Genomic DNA, 17,970 nt, shown 5'->3' with positions numbered 1-17,970 from the left:
GCTACGGGAATGGATCAGGCAGAAATGGCGCCGAATTTCCCTGTTCGGAAATCCGCGAAAGCATCCTGCAATTCTTCATTTGTGTTCATGACGAAAGGGCCACGCATGGCGACAGGCTCTCCAAGCGGTTCGCCGCTCAGCAGAAGAACGGTTGCGTCGCTGTCAGCCGTAACCTCGAAACTGCCACCTTTTCGGTCGAGCAGAACGAATTGCGCATCCCGTGCCGATCTGTTGCCGTTGACGGTGATCGTTCCGCGCAAGATTGCCAGGCCGGTCGTATGTTGATCGGGAAGATCAAACACAACGCTTCCGCCCTGTTTCAGGCGCAGGTCCCATAGATCAATCGGCGTGAAGGTGCGTGCTGGTCCGGCATGTCCGGCATAGTTCCCGGCTATGACACGGACAATTCCAGCTTCCTCCGGCAGGGCCACGGTCGGAATATCCCGATCGAGCACCGTCTGGTAAGCGGCGGGCGCGGACTTGTCCTTGGCAGGCAGGTTGACCCAGAGCTGCACCATTTCCAGCGTGCCTCCCTGTTCGGTAAACGCCTTCGAATGGCGCTCCTCGTGCAAAATCCCGGCGGCAGCAGTCATCCATTGTACATCACCGGGACCGATCATGCCTCCGCTTCCAGTGGAATCGCGATGTTCAACTTCGCCCTGATAGACAATGGTCACGGTTTCAAAACCGCGATGGGGATGGCTGCCCACCCCGCGCGGGGTTGCCGTGGGTGCAAACTGTTCCGGCCCGGCATAATCAAGATGCAAGAAGGGGCTGATGTGTTCGCCCATTGTCGCATGGGAAACCATGGAGCGAACCGGAAATCCATCACCCACCCAATGGGGCGATGAGCTGCTGTAAATGCCGATAACCTGTCTCATCTCGATCTTCCCGATTTATTTCGTTGCCTTGCGGACACTGAATTGACTGTCTGGGAGCAAAATAAATCTGGAACAAATTGACCGGTAGATCGAAGTTCAGGTTATACTGTCCTGAAAACAGGACAATGAAAGGCCCGGCCATGGCTGATCTCAACGATATGCGGCTTTATGTGGAAGTCGTGGAGCAAGGCGGCTTTTCCGCTGCGTCCCGAAAACTGGATATGCCGCGCTCCAGGCTGAGCCGCCGGATCGCCCTGCTGGAAGATGATCTCGGTGTCAGGCTTATCCAGCGCACCACCCGACAATTTGCCGTGACGGATATCGGCCAGGAATTTTATCGCCATTGTCTGGCGATGATGGTTGAGGCCGATGCCGCGCTGGATGTGATCGACAGAATGCGCACGGAACCGCAAGGCACGGTGCGGGTGAGTTGCCCGGCATCGGTCATTTATTTCCAGGTCGGTGAAATGATCGCCCGTTTCATGGCGCGATACCCAAAGGTGAAAATACATCTGGAAAGCACAAACCGGCGCGTGGATGTTATCCGCGAAGGCTTCGATCTCGCTATCCGCGTCCGCTTTCCACCGCTCGAGGATAGCGACCTCGTCATCCGCAAGCTGGCGGAAAGCGAGCAACGACTGGTGGCAAGCCCTGTATTCGTCAAGGAGGGATGCAACGCCGTCCCCGCCGACCTCGTCGACATGCCCGGCCTTGCCTGGGGATCATCCCACAACAGTTTTGAATGGAACCTGCTTGGTCCGAACGGCACCACGGCTGAAATTCCCTATCAACCGCTGCTGATCACGGAAGATATGGTTGCGCTGCGGCTGGCCGCTCTTCAAGGCATCGGCGTTTGCCAGTTTCCCACAATGGTTGTCCGGGATGATATAAAGGCTGGGCGGTTGGTTGATCTTCTGCCCGACTGGGCACCCCGCAGCGGCATCATCCATGCTGCTTTTCCCTCGCGGCGTGGCCTGCTGCCTTCAGTGCGCGCACTTCTCGATTTTTTGGTCGAAGAGTATGCCGCTCTATCCGCAAGCGAACACAGGTCATGACGACCCAGAGACCTTCTCCAACGTATGGTCTACCGCTGGCTAAAGAATAGTTTCGTCGATAGCCTTGCGTTGAACAGCGCATTCCCGCGCCAGAAAGTCGATCAGCGTGCGCACCGAGGGCAGTAGACCACGTCGGGATGGAAATACCGCATGGACGATGCCCGCAGCCGGGCGCCATTCGGGCAAGACAGGCACCAATGTGCCTGCGGCAAGGTCCCGCCAGATCATCATGGTCGGTAGCTGCACGATCCCGGCACCGTCCAGCGCCGCATCGCGCAAGGCCGCCATGTCGTCAGTCAGAAAGCGGGGGCGGTGCGGAATGACGGCCCGCTCGCCATTGTGCTTTTCAAGCCGCCATTCGTAATTATGGGAGGCTGATGTCCATGCGAGGCTTGGTAGCCCCATCAGATCAGCCGGTGTGGTCACAGGTTCATTGAGGAAGCCGGGCCGCGCGACCAGATATTGCGAACTGTCGTCCAGTTTGCGCATCAGAAGGTCGGTTTGTTCCAGCGGCGGAAACCGCACGCGGATGGAAACATCGAAACGTTCGCCGATCACATCGACACGGCGATTGGTGCTTTCCAGATGCAGGTCCACCTTCGGATAGGCTGTGAGAAACTTGGCAAATAACGCCCCGAACTGGAATGAAATCAGCGCTGTCGGGCAGCTTAACCGAACCACGCCTTGCGGCTCATCACGATGTTGCGCGATGAAAGCAGTGGCAGCTTCCGCTTCGACCAGAACTGCCAGACAGCGGCGATAATATTCACGCCCGATATCGGTGACGGAAAAATGGCGCGACGAGCGCTGGATCAGGCGGACGCCCAGCCGCTCCTCCAGAATCGCGATGCGGCGGCTCAGTTTCGATTTTTGCAGGCCGATGGCGCGGCCTGCCTGCGCGAAGCCGCCATGATCAACCACCTGCACAAAGTAATAAAGGTCGTTCAGGTCTTCCATCGTTCCATTAATAGAACGCAGCGTCGATTTTGACAATCTTTTGCGCTTTTCGTTGCCGAGATAGCTTTCATTCATTCCACCAACGCCAAACGTTACACGAATATACGGGTGGCGATCTATCCTCTGACTTCCTGAAAGGAAACGTCGATGACCAAGCCATATGTACGCCTCAACAAGGATGATGTTGCGGTTCTTCTCGTTGATCACCAGACCGGTCTGCTGTCGCTGGTACGGGATTTCGACCCGGACAAGTTCAAGAACAATGTGCTGGCGCTCGCCGATCTCGCCAAGTATTTCAAGCTGCCGACTGTTCTGACCACCAGTTTTGAAAACGGCCCGAACGGCCCATTGGTGCCGGAGCTGAAGGAAACATTCCCCGATGCGCCCTATATCGCTCGCCCCGGCCAGATCAACGCCTGGGACAATGAGGAATTCGTCAAGGCGGTGAAGGCTACCGGCAAGAAGCAGTTGCTCATCGCTGGTGTCGTGACCGAAGTCTGTGTGGCTTTCCCGGCATTGTCCGCTATCGAAGCCGGTTTCGACGTCTTTGTCGTCACTGATGCGTCGGGCACCTTCAATGAAGTGACCCGCCATTCGGCATGGGACCGCATGAGTGCAGCCGGTGTGCAGCTGATGACCTGGTTCGGCGTTGCCTGTGAACTGCATCGCGACTGGCGCAACGATATTGAAGGTCTGGGTACGCTGTTTGCAAACCACATTCCAGATTATCGCAACCTGATCACCAGCTACAACACAATGACGTCCGGCAAATAAGCCGTCGCGACAATTCCGGTAAGCGAGCTTTGCTTGTCGGTTGGAGCATTGCAAGAGAACGCCGGGTTATAGCCCGGCGTTTTTTGTCATTTCTGATGAGTCAGGCCTGGGAGACTGTTATCGCTTCGCGCAGAACGGAGCGCAGCCAGGCGACAGCCGGATGCGCCCCGAAAGTATTGTGCGACAGCATGTTGATCTGAGTGGCTGGCAACGGATAGGGTGCCTCATGCAGAACAAGACCGTAAGTATCTTTGTAGGTTTCCGCGACACTGCGCGGTAACAGGGCGATCATATTGGTCGCCGCGACAAGCGGCGGTACGGCAAGAATGAGGGAAACCGTTGCGCCAATACGGCGTGACAGACCGACCTCCCGTAGCAGCCCCTCAAGAAATGGCGGATTGCTGGTTACAAACGCGCGCTCGAGACCTTCCTGTTCTTGCATGCCGGCAGCTTCCATTGCCGCGCGGCCTGACAACAAGACATCAATGTGTGGATAATGCCCGAGTGTTTCAATTGTCAGCGGGCCGGAAGAAGCCGGATGGTCTTTGCGCATGATCCAGACATTATCGACAGATACCAGCGTCTCCCGCCTGAATCGGCTGGGAATGCGTCCGAAAGCACCGACAACGAGATGCAGGGTTCCGCGATCCAGTTCTTCGACCAGATTGAGATCATTGAACAATCGAAGCCAAAGCCGGATACCCGGCGCTTCCTTTTCGAGTCGCTCCATGACGGCAGGAAAGAGCGTGCCGATATAGAAATCGGAAGTGGCGACCACAAAGCTCATATCCGCCGTGGCGGGATCGAACTGAACTGGTGAAAGTGCCGCTGATATGTCGGCAAGAGCCGAACGCAGCGGCTGCGACAGCTCTTCGGCGCGTGGCGTCGGATGCATGCCCTGCGGGCCGCGCACGAACAGTTCGTCTGACAGAATATATCGCAATTTTCCGAGTGCGTGACTGACTGCCGACTGGGTGAGATTGAGCCTCTCCCCGGCCTTGGTCACGTTCCGCTCTTCCATCAACGCGTTGAAGACACGGATCAGATTGAGGTCGATATTATGAATGCTGCTCATAATTCAAATTATAACAAATCATTTCAATCATGAAAGGAGGCATACCATATTCGCTCCATCAAACGGCTTTGATTTTCACAAGCCAAAACAAAGTCCCAAGGAGACTGAAAATGAAAAAGATCGCTTTTGCTATTACCGCAATTGTTCTCAGCACCGGTGCCGCTCTGGCTGAAAACCCATTCGTCGGCCAGCCGGAAGCCATGGCCGCACAGGACAAGGCATTTGTTCTGCCCGGACGGGATGTGAACTCTTCGTTCCTCAAGCTCGACTTCACCAGCACGGCGGCGATCGTTCCTGCAAAAGAGGTCACAGAGAACGGCTCGGCACATCGCTTCGGCGATGCTTCACCTTCCAGCTTTCAGAACTAACGATACTCATCCCATGTCGAAACTGAAGGCGAAGCCGCGGCTTCGCCTTTTGGTTCTCACAGTCGGATATCAATTCAGACAATCAACTCAGGAACTGCGTGTTATGAACAAGCCAGTTGTTCTCTTTCAGCAGCCAGCTCCGGTCAAGGACAAGCCGGAGCCCTTCAAAGCAGCAGGAAAGCCCCGCCGCCGGGCCTATCTCAGTCTTGCGCGCGCGTCTGTGATTGTTGCCGGGATCGGTTTGGCTATTGTTATTCCGCTTGGCTGGGGAAGCTGGGTGGCAGGCATGACCAACCAGACGACCGACAATGCCTATCTGCGCGCCGACACAACACCGGTCAGCGCTGAGGTTGGCGGGCGTATCGTGCGCCTGCTGGTGGAGGATTACCAGCACGTCAAGATCGGACAATTACTGATGCAGATCGATCCGACCCAGTATCAGGCACAGGTGGATCAGGCCAAGGCAAGCGTAGCCGCCGCCCAGGCCACAATCCGCAACGCACAGAGCAACATCACCTTGCAGCAGCGTGTGATCGAGCAGGCAGAAGCCGGACTGGCGGCGCTCAATGCCGACCGCGAGCGTGTCGTCAGTGAAGGTCGCCGCCAGACATCTCTGACGAAAGACGGCTGGTCGACAGCGCAAAAGCTGGAAGCCGCGATTGCCGACGTCAAACGCATCGAAGCGCAGATTGCAGAAAAACAGGCCGAAATAGCAGCCGAGCGTCAGAAGCTGGACGTTCTGGCAAGCCAATCCGACCAGGCACAGGCTGAACTGTCCAATCAGCAGGCTGCATTGCGGCTCGCGCAGATCGACCTGGATCGCACCCGTATCACAGCACCGATGGATGGCGTTGTGGGTGTCAGCGGCGCGCGCGAAGGACAATATGTGCGGGCCGGGTCGCAACTCGTTTCCGTCGTTCCTGTCTCGAAGCTTTATGTCGTCGCTAATTTCAAGGAAACGCAGCTGGCTAAGTTCAGGCCGGGACAGCTTGTCAGCGTGACGGTCGATACATTCCCGGGCAAGGAACTGCGCGGTTATGTGGAGCGGTTGTCACCGGCAACCGGATCGGAATTCAGCCTGCTGCCACCGGACAACGCGACCGGCAATTTCACCAAAGTGGCCCAGCGCGTCGGCGTGCGCATCGCGCTTGAACAGAATGGTGAACTCGACGAACTGCTTCGCCCGGGCATGTCGGTCGTGGCAACCGTGCATACAGACCAGAGCATTGAGACGACAGCCAGTCTCATCAAATAGCTAATTGGGCCGCTTGCCGCGAAACTTCGTTTGAGACGGCAGGCGGCAGGAGCCGAAAAGCCATGTCCACCGCTACGACCGTTCGGGGTTCTGCCCAATCGCGCGCCACAAGCCTACCCAACATGCGGGCTTTGATCGGCGTCGCCGCCGTCCTGCTTGGCACGACGACATCCCTGTTGAACTCGCGCCTCACCGATATCGGGCTTGCCGATATTCGTGGCGCACTTGGTGTTGGCATGGATGAGGCGAGCTGGCTGACGACGGCTTATGTCGTTGCCGAAGTGGCCGCCATACCATCCGCCGTCTGGCTGCGCTCGATCCTCTCGCCCGCTCGCGGGGTCATGATCGGAGCACTCATCTTCACGATTGCATCGATGCTGGCGCCGTTCAGCCCCAATCTCCAGACGCTTATCAGCATTCAGGCGATACGCGGCCTGAGTGCAGGTATCCTGATGCCGATGGCTTATGCCGTGATCATGCGGCATTTGCCACAGCATCTGCGGCTTTACGGCTTGTCGCTCTATGCGCTGGCTTCGTCACTTACACCAAACCTTGCTGTCAGCATCGAGGGATGGGTGATCACTCACTTGTCTTGGCAATATCTGTTCTGGATCAACATTATACCCGGCAGTCTTACACTGCTGGCGGGAGCCTACGGGCTTGCCAACGATCCTATCAAATTCCTGCGCTTCCGCAGACATGACGGTTTCGGTCTGCTGGCACTGTCTTTCGGGCTGGCTGCATTGGTTACGGCACTCGATCAGGGCAACCGCCTCGACTGGCTCGGATCGGGATTGATCGTGGGTCTGCTGGCGTCGGCCTTGTTCTTTCTGAGCATTTATCTCATCCATGCATTGTGGCATCCAGATCCGGTGGTCAGTCCGCGTCTGCTTGCCAGACGGAATATTGGCTTCAGTCTGTTCCTGATGTTCGCCATGCGCATCGGGTTGATGACCTCTGCTTATCTGCTGCCGCAATACCTGATCCGTATTCAGGGCTATCGCGCGCTGGAAAGCGGCACGATGTTCTGGGTCTCTGTTCTGCCGCAGATCGTTCTGACGCCATTCGTCGCCTGGCTGACCTACAGGATGGATCCGCGCAGTCTGGCAGCATTCGGGCTGATGCTGTTCGGCGCAGGTGTTCTTATGCTGTCCGGTCTCACGCATCTGTGGACCTCGGATCAGATATTGCCTTCGTTGTTCGTGCAGTCCATCGCCGCACCATTCACCGCCATACCTCTGATGGTTCTGATAACGGAAGACATCAGCGTCAGGGAAATACCGTGGATTGCGTCCCTTGTTCATATCGTTCGCACGGTTGGCACAGCCATCGGTCTTGCTGCGGTCAGCACATTTACACGCGTGCAGGAGCAGTTGCACTCCAATCTGCTTGGCCTGCATCTGGAACGGGGCGCTGCGGATGTGCAGGGCCACATCGACCGAACCGCAGCCATGCTGGAAGCTCACAACAGCGATCCGACGAGAGTGACTGCCCAAGCCACGGCCATGCTCGCCAGAACCGTTCAACGGGAGGCTTTCGTGCTGGCCTACAGCGACATGTTCGTCATGATCGGTCTTGCCATTGCTCTTGCAGCGCTCGCAACACTCTTCATGCGCCAGCCAAAGCTGCCAGGAAAATTCCTGTGATACCGGCTGTATCTGCTGCAGTTCTCGCTTCAACGCAAGCAACCGTCCTATTTATAGGACATTGAGTACCGAAATCCGAACTACACAGCGTTGCGCCCGACAGCTACTTACAAAGGCATCGAAGCGATCACTGTATTCACGCTTCACGGCTAAATCTCGACAAGGAAATGGACATGAGAAAGTTCGTACTGCCACTCTTAGCCTCGTTGCTGTCAGTCTCGGCTGCCCAGGCTACGGATTACAAACTGGACCCAACACATACAAAAGCTGTTTTCTATATTGATCACTTCAATACATCGACAAACAGCGGCGGTTTCTATGAAATCAACGGCGATATCTCGTTCGATCCTGAAACGATGGATGGGAAGATGGATATTTCAATTCCCGTAAAGACGCTGAATACAGGCATGGCCGCATTTGATAAGCACGTGACAGGTGCTGACATGCTGGACGCGGAAAAGTTCCCGACCATTGAGTTCAAGTCGACCAAGTGGAATTTTGACGAAGACAAGCTGGTATCAGTGGATGGCGATCTGACCATGAAGGGAAAGACACTGCCAATCCAGCTCACGGCCACCAAGTTCGGTTGTTACCAGAGCCCGATCTTCAAGGCAGAAGTCTGTGGTGGCGATTTTGAAGCAACTATCGATCGCACCCAGTGGGGCGTGGACTTCCTTGTAAAAGAAGGCATGGCCAAGATGGTCAAGCTTGAAATTCAGGCTGAGGCTATCAAGCAGTAAATCAACTGCCCTGACCACGCATATAGTTCTTCGTCCCCATATGGCAGCCAGCGAGCCAAACGGCTCGCGTGGCCATGGGGACAATTTAGTGTCGATCAACCCGCCGCTTTAAACGCCGCGTCGTCGTTTCAGCTGAGGAGCAGTTTGACGAGCAGCGGAACAACGAGTGACGTTGCAATAGCGTTCAGGGCCATGGCAATCCCGGCGAAGAGCCCAGCCGTCTCATCGACATCGAAAGCACGTGCAGTTCCAATACCGTGCGACGTCAACCCCACCGCAAATCCACGCGCAGCGTAGTCCTTTATCCGCATGGCATTCATAAAAGGTGTAACCACAAGTGCGCCGATAATGCCGGTAAGTACGACCAACACCGCAGTTAGCGACGGTGTGCCGCCAAGTGTGGAAGAGATCGCCATGGCAACCCCTGCAGTTGCGGATTTTGGCAGAAAAGAAATCAGCACTTCATTGGAGAGATTGGCCCATTTGCCCATCACCACTATGGAAAGAACCGCAAAGAACGAGCCGACGACGAGCGCTGCTCCCATTGGGATCAGCGCTTGCCGCACCTGATGCCATTGGCGGAATAGAGGCACGGCAATGGCTACTGTGGCTGGACCGAGCAGGAAGTGGATAAACTGGGCTCCTTCAAAGAATCGTCCATAGGGAACATCAAAAATCACAAGCAGGCTGGAAAGCAGCACGATGGAAATCAGTACAGGATTGGCCAATGGATGGCGCTTCAGTCGAACGGAAATATGCGTCGCCACGATCCATGCGCATAATGTGAGAGTGAGCCACAGCAAAGGTGATGCTGAAAGGTAAACCCATAGTTCCAGTGGATGTTTCATGACGCTACCTCCGCCCCATGAAGCGTTGCACAAGAATGAAGGTCCAGACCGTCACCGCCAATGTGAGAATTGCCGAGATCACCACAATAGCCAGAATTGCCGTGGCTTGCCCCTGAATCTGGCTCCACATAGCCACCACTCCGACCCCCGCCGGGACAAAAAGCAGGCCGAGATTACCGAGAAAACCATCGGCCGCCGTTTCTGCTTCGGCAAAGATACCCCAGTCGAATATCTTGCACAATTGCATGGCAACGAACAGAAGTACGAGCCCCACAACGGGGCCCGGTATAGGAAGCCCGCTCATGAAGATAAAGCTTTCGCCAAGCAGCTGAAACAACAATAGCAGCGCTATACCCTTGATCATGAAGGCTTCATCTCCGGTTCAAATCTCAAGAGCCAAGGTAACCGACCGACCGTCCTACCGTCTATACGGTCGGCAGTGATAGTGTTTCTGATTTGCAAGAACATATGCTCGCCGAGCAGGCCCCGGGGCTTTGCTCCCGGCACAGGCACGCCTGAGGTTGGCGGCGTGCAGCACCACAATCCAACCGGAAATTCAATATACGGGGTGCCGCCCGAGGCGTTTCTACCGAAGGATTATTGCGCGCGGCGCACGGTTTCCGATGGGAGATAGCCGAAGCGCTGTCGGTAGTCCGCTGAAAACAAGCCCATATGATTGAAAGCCCAGGCCATGGCGATACGCGTGATATCCCCCGGCCCGGCGTGGCCGCGGACAAGCTCTGCATGCACCTTGTCCAGCCGCATGTTCTTGAACACGCCGAGCGGCGTGTTGCCCCGGACACTGCGAAATGTGCGGTGCAAGGTACGTGCGCTGGTGCCCGTTGCATCGACAAGCTCCTGCAAGGTCAGCTGCTTGTCGAGATTGTCGAGCATGAATTTTTCAGCACGCTGGACATAGCTCGGAACCGCACTCGTCAGCGGCCTTGCGCGCGGCTGCGTGTCGAGCGCCGCTGCAAGCGATGCCATCAGGCTGTCTTCGAGACGCTCCGACAGACCGCCATGGAAGAATGCTTCCTTATCCTTCTCGATCTCGTTTATGACGAAATGCGCCAGCTGATAGAAGGCATGACCCACCAGAGTATCGAAGGATACGACGCGCTTGTTATGGGTAAACTGCTCGATGAATTCCTTGCCCCCCAGAATATCGATCTGGGTATCGTTCAGGCTGAAGATCAGCATGCGCGTGGAAGGGTGAAATTCGAGATCAATCGCCGAATGCGCGTCGACCAGCTGCGCATTCATGCCGGACTGATACAACAGCTCGTCACCGCGCCGGTCGCGCGAGACGAAGATGCCCTGCAACGGAACCTGCAACAAAGTCATGTCGTTATGCGCTTCAACTTCGATGCGGGCATGGCCGCCAATGCGGATCGCAGTCAGGCCGAAGGGACGCATGCGCCCATGTGAAACTTCCGTCCGGTAGGTCCGGCTGGATTTCTTCGAGATGCGGCAAGGCCTGAGGAGACCCGACATGGTGTCCTGGAACGAATCGATGGACGGCGAAAGCCTGTGCATATAGCTCGTAGTCGGCATCACGATATTCCCCGTATCTCATTTAGAGAGCATTTTATTTTAAGATTAAAGTATCACGCTGGAGCGAGAGCGCAAGCGCCACGAAAATTTTGCACGAAAGCGCGTTTCTGGCGGTTTCCTGTTAGGAATGGCGTTTTGGTGATAGACAGCATTGTTCCCGCTTTTATCGTTGGTCCCAGGCGCCAAAGAGCAGCCACGAAAAAGGGAACCGCGAATGAAAGCGATTATCGTCGGAGGGGGCATCGGTGGCCTCACGATGGCATTGATGCTGCACGCACGAGGCATTGACTGCCAGATTTTCGAAGCAGCACCGGAAGTCCGTGAACTGGGCGTTGGTATCAATGTCCTTCCGCACGCCATCCGCGAACTGGCTGAAATCGGCCTTCTGCCCGCGCTGGACGCCACCGGCATCCGCACCCGAGAGCTGATTTACGCTACACGGCAGGGCCAGGAAATATGGCGCGAGCCCCGCGGCGTCGATGCAGGCTATGATGTGCCCCAGTTCTCAATCCATCGCGGCTATTTGCAGAAACTGCTTTATAATGCCGTCATCGAACGGCTTGGACCGGATGCCGTCATCGCGAACCAGCGCTGCGTGGGCTACACCCAGAACGAGGGTTCTGCCACGGTTCATTTTGCCGAAGGTTCAAAAATTACCTCGGCAACTGCCGACATCATTATCGGCGCGGACGGTATTCATTCCGTCATTCGACATCAGATGTTCCCGAACGAAGCCGGTCTCAAATGGAACGGCGTCATGATGTGGCGCGGCGCTGTTGAAAGCGATCCGTTCCTTGACGGTCGCACCATGATCGTGGCTGGCGGCTTTACGTATAAGCTGGTGCTTTACCCGATAGCCAAGGGCACCACGCCCGGCAAGATTCTCAACAACTGGGTCGTCACCTATCGTCCCGGCGCCGACGGATCGCCTGCGCCGAAGCGCGAGGACTGGAGCCGTCGCGGCACGCATGAAGAGCTGATGCCCCATGTCGAAAAATTCGGCATCAATGTCGTGGACCTTGCCGCTTTGGTGCGCGCAACCGATACATTCTTCGAATATCCGATGTGCGACCGCGACCCCGCCCGCTGGTGGACGGATGGCCGCGTGGCGCTGATCGGCGACGCCGCCCATCCGATGTATCCGGTGGGGTCGAACGGCGCGAGCCAGGCGATCATCGACGCACGCACGCTTGCCGACCATCTTGCCGCTGCGGAGCACGGTCGCGCGGCGCTGGCGGCCTATCAGGCAATCCGGCTGCCCGCGACGGCAGAAATCGTCCGGCTCAACCGACTGGGCGGCCCGGAAGGCGTCATCGATGAGGTTGAACGCCGCGCTCCATCCGGTGTTGCCGATCTGGACGGCTTCATCAGCTTTGCCGAGCGCGAGGCAATCGTTCGCGGCTATGCCGCAAAGGCTGGCTTTTCAACACAGCAAGTCAATCGGGGAGTGTCTCGGGCCTCTGCCTGAAACCTGCGTCTGAATATTTTTTAACGCGCATCTTTTCCGAAAACCGTTTCACACTTTTCGGGGTGCGCTCTAATGAAAGGGAATTAGAGTGACTGTTCTTCAAGCTGGCGTGACCAAATCCGGTTCCTCCGTGGACGGTGTTGTCTGGCATATTCTCGGTCAGACCTATGTGCCCAAGCATGTCTGCGAAAGCTCCATGTCCTGGCACGCAACCTTCCCTCCCGGCACTTTCGTTCCGCCACATATCCACACCACGCAGGAAGAATTCATCTACGTGCTGGAAGGACGCTTCGACCTGCTTCTCGACGGCAAGGAAGCCGTTGCCGAAGCTGGCGATCTCGTCTGCCTGCCACGCAACGTGTCGCACGGTATTTTCAACAAGACCGAGCAGCCAGTGAAGTGCGTTTTCTGGGTTTCGCCGACTGCAAAACTTTGGGATCTGTTCGTTCGCATCGACAATGTCGGTGATCCTGCTGAAATAGTTCGCATTGCACCGGCACACGAGGTTGAATTTTTGCCCGCTCCAGCAGAATAATGCATCCGCCCGGCAGAAGTATGGGAGTACATCTGCCGGGTATCAGAGCATTTCCAGCAAAAGTGTGAAGCGGTTTTGCACCGGATAATGCGAAAGAAAAATAAGACAAAGCAGAACGCTGCAATCGAGGTGGAACAATGAAAATTTCGACGAAAGCGGCCTTCGCGCTGCTCGCCGCAACCATGTTGAACGGAACCGCGCAGGCCGAAGAAGGCAAGATCAAGATCGGTTTGATCTATACGCTGAGCGGGCCAGCGGCCTTGCTGGGCGAACAATCCCGCGACGGTTTTCTGCTTGCCATGGACAAGCTGGGCAACAAGCTCGGCGGCCTCGATGCTGAAATCATCATTCAGGACGATGAGCAGAAGCCGGATATCGGCGTCAACAAGGTCCAGCAGATGATCCAGCGCGACAAAGTGGATTTTGTCGTAGGCCCCATCTTCTCCAATGTCCTGAACGCTATCGTCAAACCAGCGACCGATTCCGGCACGTTTCTGATCTCGACCAATGCAGGCACGTCCAATCTGGCCGGCAAGGATTGCAACCCCAATCTGTTCGTCACCTCCTATCAGAACGACCAGATGCATGAAGTTTCCGGCAAATATGCCGAAAAGCAGAACTACCAGCGCGTCGTGCTGATCGCCCCGAATTATCAGGCTGGCAAGGACGCTCTGGCCGGTTTCAAGCATTCCTACAAGAACGAAGTCGCGCAGGAAATCTATGTGCCGCTTGGCCAGCTCGACTATTCGGCAGAACTCGCCCAGATCGCAGCCGAACAGCCTGACGCGGTCTATGCTTTCCTGCCCGGCGGCATGGGCGTAAATTTCGTCAAACAGTATCGTCAGGCCGGTCTTGAAGGCACCCCGTTCCTTTCGGCATTCACCGTGGATGAGACCACCCTGCCCGCGCAGCAGGATGCGGCAGTTGGCTTCTTCGCCGGTTCGAACTGGGCGCCGGATCTTGATTCCGCACCAGCCAAGGAATTTGCCGCCGCCTATGAAGCCAAATTCAAGCGCATTCCGGCGACTTTTGCGGTGCAGGCTTATGACGCCGCCATGCTGATCGATGCGGCCGTCAAGCAGGTCAACGGCAATATTGCCGACAAGGATGCCTTGCGGGCCGCCATGAAAGACGCGAAATTCACCTCGCCGCGCGGTGAATTCAGCTTTGGCGACAACCACTTTCCGATCCAGAATTTCTACCTGACCAAAGTCGTCAAGCGTGACGACGGCCAGTTCGCCACGTCCTACGTTGAAACGGTCTTCAACGATTACAAGGATAATTACGCAGCTGAATGCAAGATGTAACCCGGTGGAAGGCGGGTGCTCCGATGAGCCCAGTCCTCTCAATTTCCAAGTCTGAAACAGTTCACGCCAGTTTGTCTGGCGTGAAACGGACTTCAGTACAACGAGTTCCGGACGTCCCCCATGCTCAATCTTTTTCTGCTGCAGTCCCTTAACGGGATTCAGTTTGGCATTTTGCTCTTTCTCGTCGCAGCCGGTTTGACACTGATCTTCGGCGTCATGGACCTCATCAACCTGGCGCATGGCGTTCTTTATATGGTCGGCGCCTATCTGACTGCGACTTTCACTGCCATGACAGGCAGCTTCTTTTACGGCATCCTGATCGCCCTGCCCGTCACCCTTGTCATCGGCATTGTGTTGGAAGTGCTGGTCTTTCGACGATTATACGAACGCAGCCATCTCGATCAGGTTCTGGCTACATTCGGGTTGATCCTGATAGTGAACGAACTCGTGAAGATCATCTGGGGCGCGGCTCCGCTCAGCGTGCCGATGCCGGATTCCCTATCCGGTTCCATCCAGCTCTTTGGCAACCTGCGCTATCCCGTCTATCGCCTGCTGATCATCGCCGCTGGCCTCGCCACGGCGGCAGGTCTTTATGTCCTCGTCAATCACACGCGCATCGGCATGTTGCTGCGTGCCGGAGCGACCAATGGCGACATGGTTTCGGCTCTCGGCATCAATATACGCCGCCTGTTCATGGTGGTCTTCGGACTTGGCGCGATGCTTGCAGGCTTTGCCGGTGGCATGATCTCCCCCATTCTCTCCGTTGATCCAGGCATGGGCGATTCCATCCTGATCCTCACATTCGTCGTCATCGTGATCGGCGGCGTCGGTTCCGTGCGCGGTGCTTTCGTTGCGGCCATCACCGTTGGCCTCGTCGATACGCTTGGCCGCACCTTCGGGCCGATGCTGCTCCGCAACCTGCTCGATCCGGCCGCTGCCTCCCAGATGGGCCGCACGCTGGTGCCGATGCTCACCTATATTCTTATGGCAGCCGTGCTCTATTTCCGTCCGACAGGTCTCTTCCCGGCGCAGGGAGGAACCCGATGAGCGAGATTACCCATAACAGCACCCGCGATACCGCCATGCCGGAAACGGCAAAGAGCCGAACCTCGCCTTTGCTGGATGCGGGCCCGTGGCTGGTCTTCGCCGCCTTTGCAATCGTTCCGCTTCTCGCATCCGTATTGAACGACAGCTTTCTTCTCGTGATCGTGACACGCATCATGATCTTCGCGCTAGCCGCGCTTTCGCTCAATTTCATCATGGGTTACGGCGCGCTCGTGTCCTTTGGTCATGCCGCCTATATCGGGATCGGCGCTTATGCAGTCGGCATCCTGTCCAGCTATGGCATCGACGATCTGATCCTCCAGCTGGTTGCGGCCATCGTTGTTGCGGCGTTCTTCGCCCTCGTCACCGGCTATATCTCGTTGAGAACCAGCGGCGTCTATTTCATCATGATCACACTGGCCTTCGGGCAGATGGCCTTCTTCTTCATGGTTTCCCTGTCAGCCTTTGGCGGCGACGATGGAATGACGCTGTCCACCCGCTCGACGCTGTTCGGCAATACGCTGCTTTCCAGCAATCTGGTGCTGTTCTACTTCGTGCTGGCGGTTCTGATGGGCGCATTTTTCATCTTCCGTATGCTGGTGCATTCCCGTTTTGGCCGCGTCCTGCGCGGAACGCGGGACAACCCGGTACGCATGCGCGCCATTGGCTTCTCACCCTTCTCGTTTCAGCTCACCGCCTATGTCATCGCCGGTGTGGCGGCGGCCATAGCAGGTGTTCTGCTGGCCAACCAGATCCAGTTCGTTTCGCCCGCTTTCATGAGCTGGCAGCGTTCTGGCGAACTGATCGTCATGGTCGTGCTGGGTGGAATGGGCACGCTGATCGGCCCGGTCCTCGGCGCAACCGCCTTCATCTTTCTTGAGGAAGTGTTGGCGTATTTCTCAGAACACTGGAAACTCGGCCTTGGTCTTTTCCTTGTTCTCGTCGTGCTTTTCAGTCGCGACGGTATCGGCGGGCTGCTTCACAAGCTGCGTGGAGGTTCCGATGTCGGATGAACTGCTTCAGGTGCGAGACCTGCACAAGAGCTTTGGCGCGCTCAAGGTCACGGATGGGGTCAATCTCACCGTCAAACGCGGCGAAATTCACGCGCTGATCGGCCCCAATGGCGCCGGAAAGACGACATTGATCCACCAGCTTTCGGGCAATCTCAAAAGCGACCGCGGTTCGGTCATCTTCGATGGCCGAGACATTTCCGGTCTGCCCATGCCCAATCGTGTCCATCTCGGCCTTGCACGTTCGTTTCAGATCACCTCGGTTCTTGAAGGTTTCAGCGTGCTTGAAAATGTTGCGCTGGCCGTTCAGGCGCGATCCGGTTCAAGCTTCCGCTTTTTTCAGGCGGCGAGCAAGGAGGTCCAGATCAACGAACAAGCCATGACAGCGCTTGCCCGCGTGCGGCTCGACGACCGCGCCCATCGCCGGGCCGGAGCGCTGTCGCACGGCGAAAAGCGCCAGCTTGAGATTGCCATCGCGCTCGCCACCGAAGCGCAGATGCTGTTGCTTGATGAGCCACTGGCTGGCACCAGCCACGAGGAATCCGTGGTGCTGGTCGAACTGATGCGCTCCCTGCGCCAGACCCATACGCTGGTTCTGATCGAGCATGACATGGATGCCGTTTTCTCGCTGGCGGATCAGGTGAGCGTCCTCGTCTACGGACGTGTCATCGCGTCCGGAACACCCGCTGCCGTGCGCTCCGACCCGGATGTGCGCGCCGCCTATCTCGGCGAAGAGGAGGCCGCGTGATGCTGAAGGTCGAAGGACTCCAGAACGCCTATGGCCAGTCTCGCATTCTCTTCGGCATCGACTTTGAAGTCAGTGCAGGAGAAGTCGTCACGATCCTCGGCAGAAACGGCATGGGGAAAACGACGACCATCAAGTCGATCTTCGGCTTGCTGCCGCCCAAGGGCGGCAAGGTGTTCGTCAATGGCCATGACGTTACCGGCAAGCCGCCCTACGCAATTGCCCGCGAGGGGCTCGGTCTGGTTCCGGAAGGGCGGCAGATATTTCCGACGCTGAGCGTCGAAGAGAACCTGCTGGCCACCCGGCGTTCGGATGCGCGTTCGTCCAAATGGACGCTGGAAAGCATCTATCGGATGTTCCCACGCCTGAAGGAGCGGCGACGCAACATGGGCAACCAGCTTTCGGGCGGTGAACAGCAGATGCTGGCGGTTGGTCGCGCCCTGATGACCAATCCGAAAATGGTCGTGCTAGACGAAGCGACGGAAGGCCTGTCGCCGCTCATGCGCGAAGAGATCTGGTCCTGCCTGCGCAACATCAAGGATGAAGGCGAGGCGATCCTTGTCATCGACAAGAATGTCGATGCGCTGGCGCGCTTCGCAGACCGTCATGTGGTCATCGAAAAGGGCCGCGTGGTGTGGAGCGGTGACAACGCCGCCCTTTTGACCACCCCGGACATCAAGGAACGTTACTTGCACGTTTGACCCAGCA

At 56.8% G+C, this 17,970-nt stretch carries 19 protein-coding genes; 13 read left to right on the top strand and 6 right to left on the bottom strand.

Annotated elements, in window-relative coordinates; translation table 11 throughout:
- Positions 1–14: 14 nt before the first annotated feature.
- Positions 15–881 carry a pirin family protein gene (locus tag CES86_RS23850; RefSeq protein ID WP_094515593.1) on the bottom strand — a complete coding sequence of 289 codons (867 nt, stop codon included), beginning with the start codon at positions 879–881 and terminating at the stop codon, positions 15–17.
- Between the two features lie 140 nt (positions 882–1,021).
- Between CES86_RS23850 and CES86_RS23845 the strand changes: the two genes are divergently transcribed.
- Entirely contained in the window at positions 1,022–1,936 is a 915-nt protein-coding gene (locus CES86_RS23845) for a LysR family transcriptional regulator (protein ID WP_192798566.1), read from the top strand.
- A gap of 39 nt (positions 1,937–1,975) precedes the next feature.
- On the opposite strand, the gene CES86_RS23840 is transcribed toward CES86_RS23845, so the two are convergent.
- A complete protein-coding gene (locus CES86_RS23840; RefSeq protein ID WP_094515820.1) occupies positions 1,976–2,893 on the bottom strand; it encodes a LysR substrate-binding domain-containing protein in 918 nt (305 codons plus the stop codon).
- A 147-nt stretch (positions 2,894–3,040) separates the two neighbouring features.
- On the opposite strand from CES86_RS23840, the gene ycaC reads away from it, so the two are divergent.
- Entirely contained in the window at positions 3,041–3,667 is a 627-nt protein-coding gene (gene ycaC, locus CES86_RS23835; RefSeq protein WP_012093322.1) for an isochorismate family cysteine hydrolase YcaC, read from the top strand.
- Between the two features lie 100 nt (positions 3,668–3,767).
- Here the strand turns inward: ycaC and CES86_RS23830 are convergent, their stop codons facing one another.
- Positions 3,768–4,742 carry a LysR substrate-binding domain-containing protein gene (locus tag CES86_RS23830; protein WP_012093323.1) on the bottom strand — a complete coding sequence of 325 codons (975 nt, stop codon included), beginning with the start codon at positions 4,740–4,742 and terminating at the stop codon, positions 3,768–3,770.
- 110 nt (positions 4,743–4,852) lie between these two features.
- On the opposite strand from CES86_RS23830, the gene CES86_RS23825 reads away from it, so the two are divergent.
- The 4 genes from CES86_RS23825 (at position 4,853) to CES86_RS23810 (ending at position 8,751) form a co-directional block, all read left to right on the top strand.
- Positions 4,853–5,110 carry a hypothetical protein gene (locus CES86_RS23825; RefSeq protein ID WP_094515591.1) on the top strand — a complete coding sequence of 86 codons (258 nt, stop codon included), beginning with the start codon at positions 4,853–4,855 and terminating at the stop codon, positions 5,108–5,110.
- A 103-nt stretch (positions 5,111–5,213) separates the two neighbouring features.
- Positions 5,214–6,365, top strand: a complete 1,152-nt coding sequence (locus tag CES86_RS23820; protein ID WP_167387149.1) for an HlyD family secretion protein — start codon at positions 5,214–5,216, stop codon at positions 6,363–6,365.
- Between the two features lie 62 nt (positions 6,366–6,427).
- Positions 6,428–8,011 carry a DHA2 family efflux MFS transporter permease subunit gene (locus tag CES86_RS23815; RefSeq protein ID WP_094515589.1) on the top strand — a complete coding sequence of 528 codons (1,584 nt, stop codon included), beginning with the start codon at positions 6,428–6,430 and terminating at the stop codon, positions 8,009–8,011.
- 173 nt (positions 8,012–8,184) lie between these two features.
- A complete protein-coding gene (locus CES86_RS23810; RefSeq protein WP_094515588.1) occupies positions 8,185–8,751 on the top strand; it encodes a YceI family protein in 567 nt (188 codons plus the stop codon).
- Positions 8,752–8,879: 128 nt separating this feature from the next.
- Here the strand turns inward: CES86_RS23810 and CES86_RS23805 are convergent, their stop codons facing one another.
- From CES86_RS23805 to CES86_RS23795, 3 genes are all read right to left on the bottom strand, one after another.
- Entirely contained in the window at positions 8,880–9,599 is a 720-nt protein-coding gene (locus CES86_RS23805; protein ID WP_094515587.1) for an LrgB family protein, read from the bottom strand.
- 4 nt (positions 9,600–9,603) lie between these two features.
- Positions 9,604–9,963: a CidA/LrgA family protein gene (locus tag CES86_RS23800; protein ID WP_010659175.1), complete on the bottom strand. Its 360-nt coding sequence runs from the start codon at positions 9,961–9,963 to the stop codon at positions 9,604–9,606.
- Positions 9,964–10,196: 233 nt separating this feature from the next.
- Positions 10,197–11,153, bottom strand: a complete 957-nt coding sequence (locus CES86_RS23795) for an AraC family transcriptional regulator (protein WP_010659176.1) — start codon at positions 11,151–11,153, stop codon at positions 10,197–10,199.
- A gap of 214 nt (positions 11,154–11,367) precedes the next feature.
- Here CES86_RS23795 and CES86_RS23790 point away from each other — a divergent pair, with 214 nt between their 5' ends.
- The 7 genes from CES86_RS23790 to CES86_RS23760 all read left to right on the top strand — a co-directional run bounded on the left by CES86_RS23790 (position 11,368) and on the right by CES86_RS23760 (position 17,963).
- Positions 11,368–12,621, top strand: coding sequence for a flavin-dependent oxidoreductase (locus CES86_RS23790; protein WP_094515586.1), 1,254 nt, complete (start codon positions 11,368–11,370; stop codon positions 12,619–12,621).
- Between the two features lie 88 nt (positions 12,622–12,709).
- Positions 12,710–13,156: a cupin domain-containing protein gene (locus CES86_RS23785; RefSeq protein ID WP_010659178.1), complete on the top strand. Its 447-nt coding sequence runs from the start codon at positions 12,710–12,712 to the stop codon at positions 13,154–13,156.
- A 137-nt stretch (positions 13,157–13,293) separates the two neighbouring features.
- Positions 13,294–14,463 carry an ABC transporter substrate-binding protein gene (locus CES86_RS23780; protein ID WP_010659179.1) on the top strand — a complete coding sequence of 390 codons (1,170 nt, stop codon included), beginning with the start codon at positions 13,294–13,296 and terminating at the stop codon, positions 14,461–14,463.
- Between the two features lie 120 nt (positions 14,464–14,583).
- Entirely contained in the window at positions 14,584–15,510 is a 927-nt protein-coding gene (locus tag CES86_RS23775) for a branched-chain amino acid ABC transporter permease (RefSeq protein WP_010659180.1), read from the top strand.
- Positions 15,507–16,520, top strand: coding sequence for a branched-chain amino acid ABC transporter permease (locus tag CES86_RS23770; RefSeq protein ID WP_094515585.1), 1,014 nt, complete (start codon positions 15,507–15,509; stop codon positions 16,518–16,520). The genes CES86_RS23775 and CES86_RS23770 overlap by 4 nt, the downstream gene beginning before the upstream one ends.
- A complete protein-coding gene (locus CES86_RS23765; RefSeq protein WP_094515584.1) occupies positions 16,510–17,265 on the top strand; it encodes an ABC transporter ATP-binding protein in 756 nt (251 codons plus the stop codon). The genes CES86_RS23770 and CES86_RS23765 overlap by 11 nt, the downstream gene beginning before the upstream one ends.
- A complete protein-coding gene (locus CES86_RS23760) occupies positions 17,265–17,963 on the top strand; it encodes an ABC transporter ATP-binding protein (protein ID WP_094515583.1) in 699 nt (232 codons plus the stop codon). The genes CES86_RS23765 and CES86_RS23760 overlap by 1 nt, the downstream gene beginning before the upstream one ends.
- Positions 17,964–17,970 lie beyond the last annotated feature (7 nt).

The sequence above is a fragment of the Brucella lupini genome, assembly GCF_002252535.1.
Classification (GTDB): Bacteria; Pseudomonadota; Alphaproteobacteria; order Rhizobiales; family Rhizobiaceae; genus Brucella; species Brucella anthropi.
This window is presented reverse-complemented; position numbering and strand designations above follow the sequence as displayed.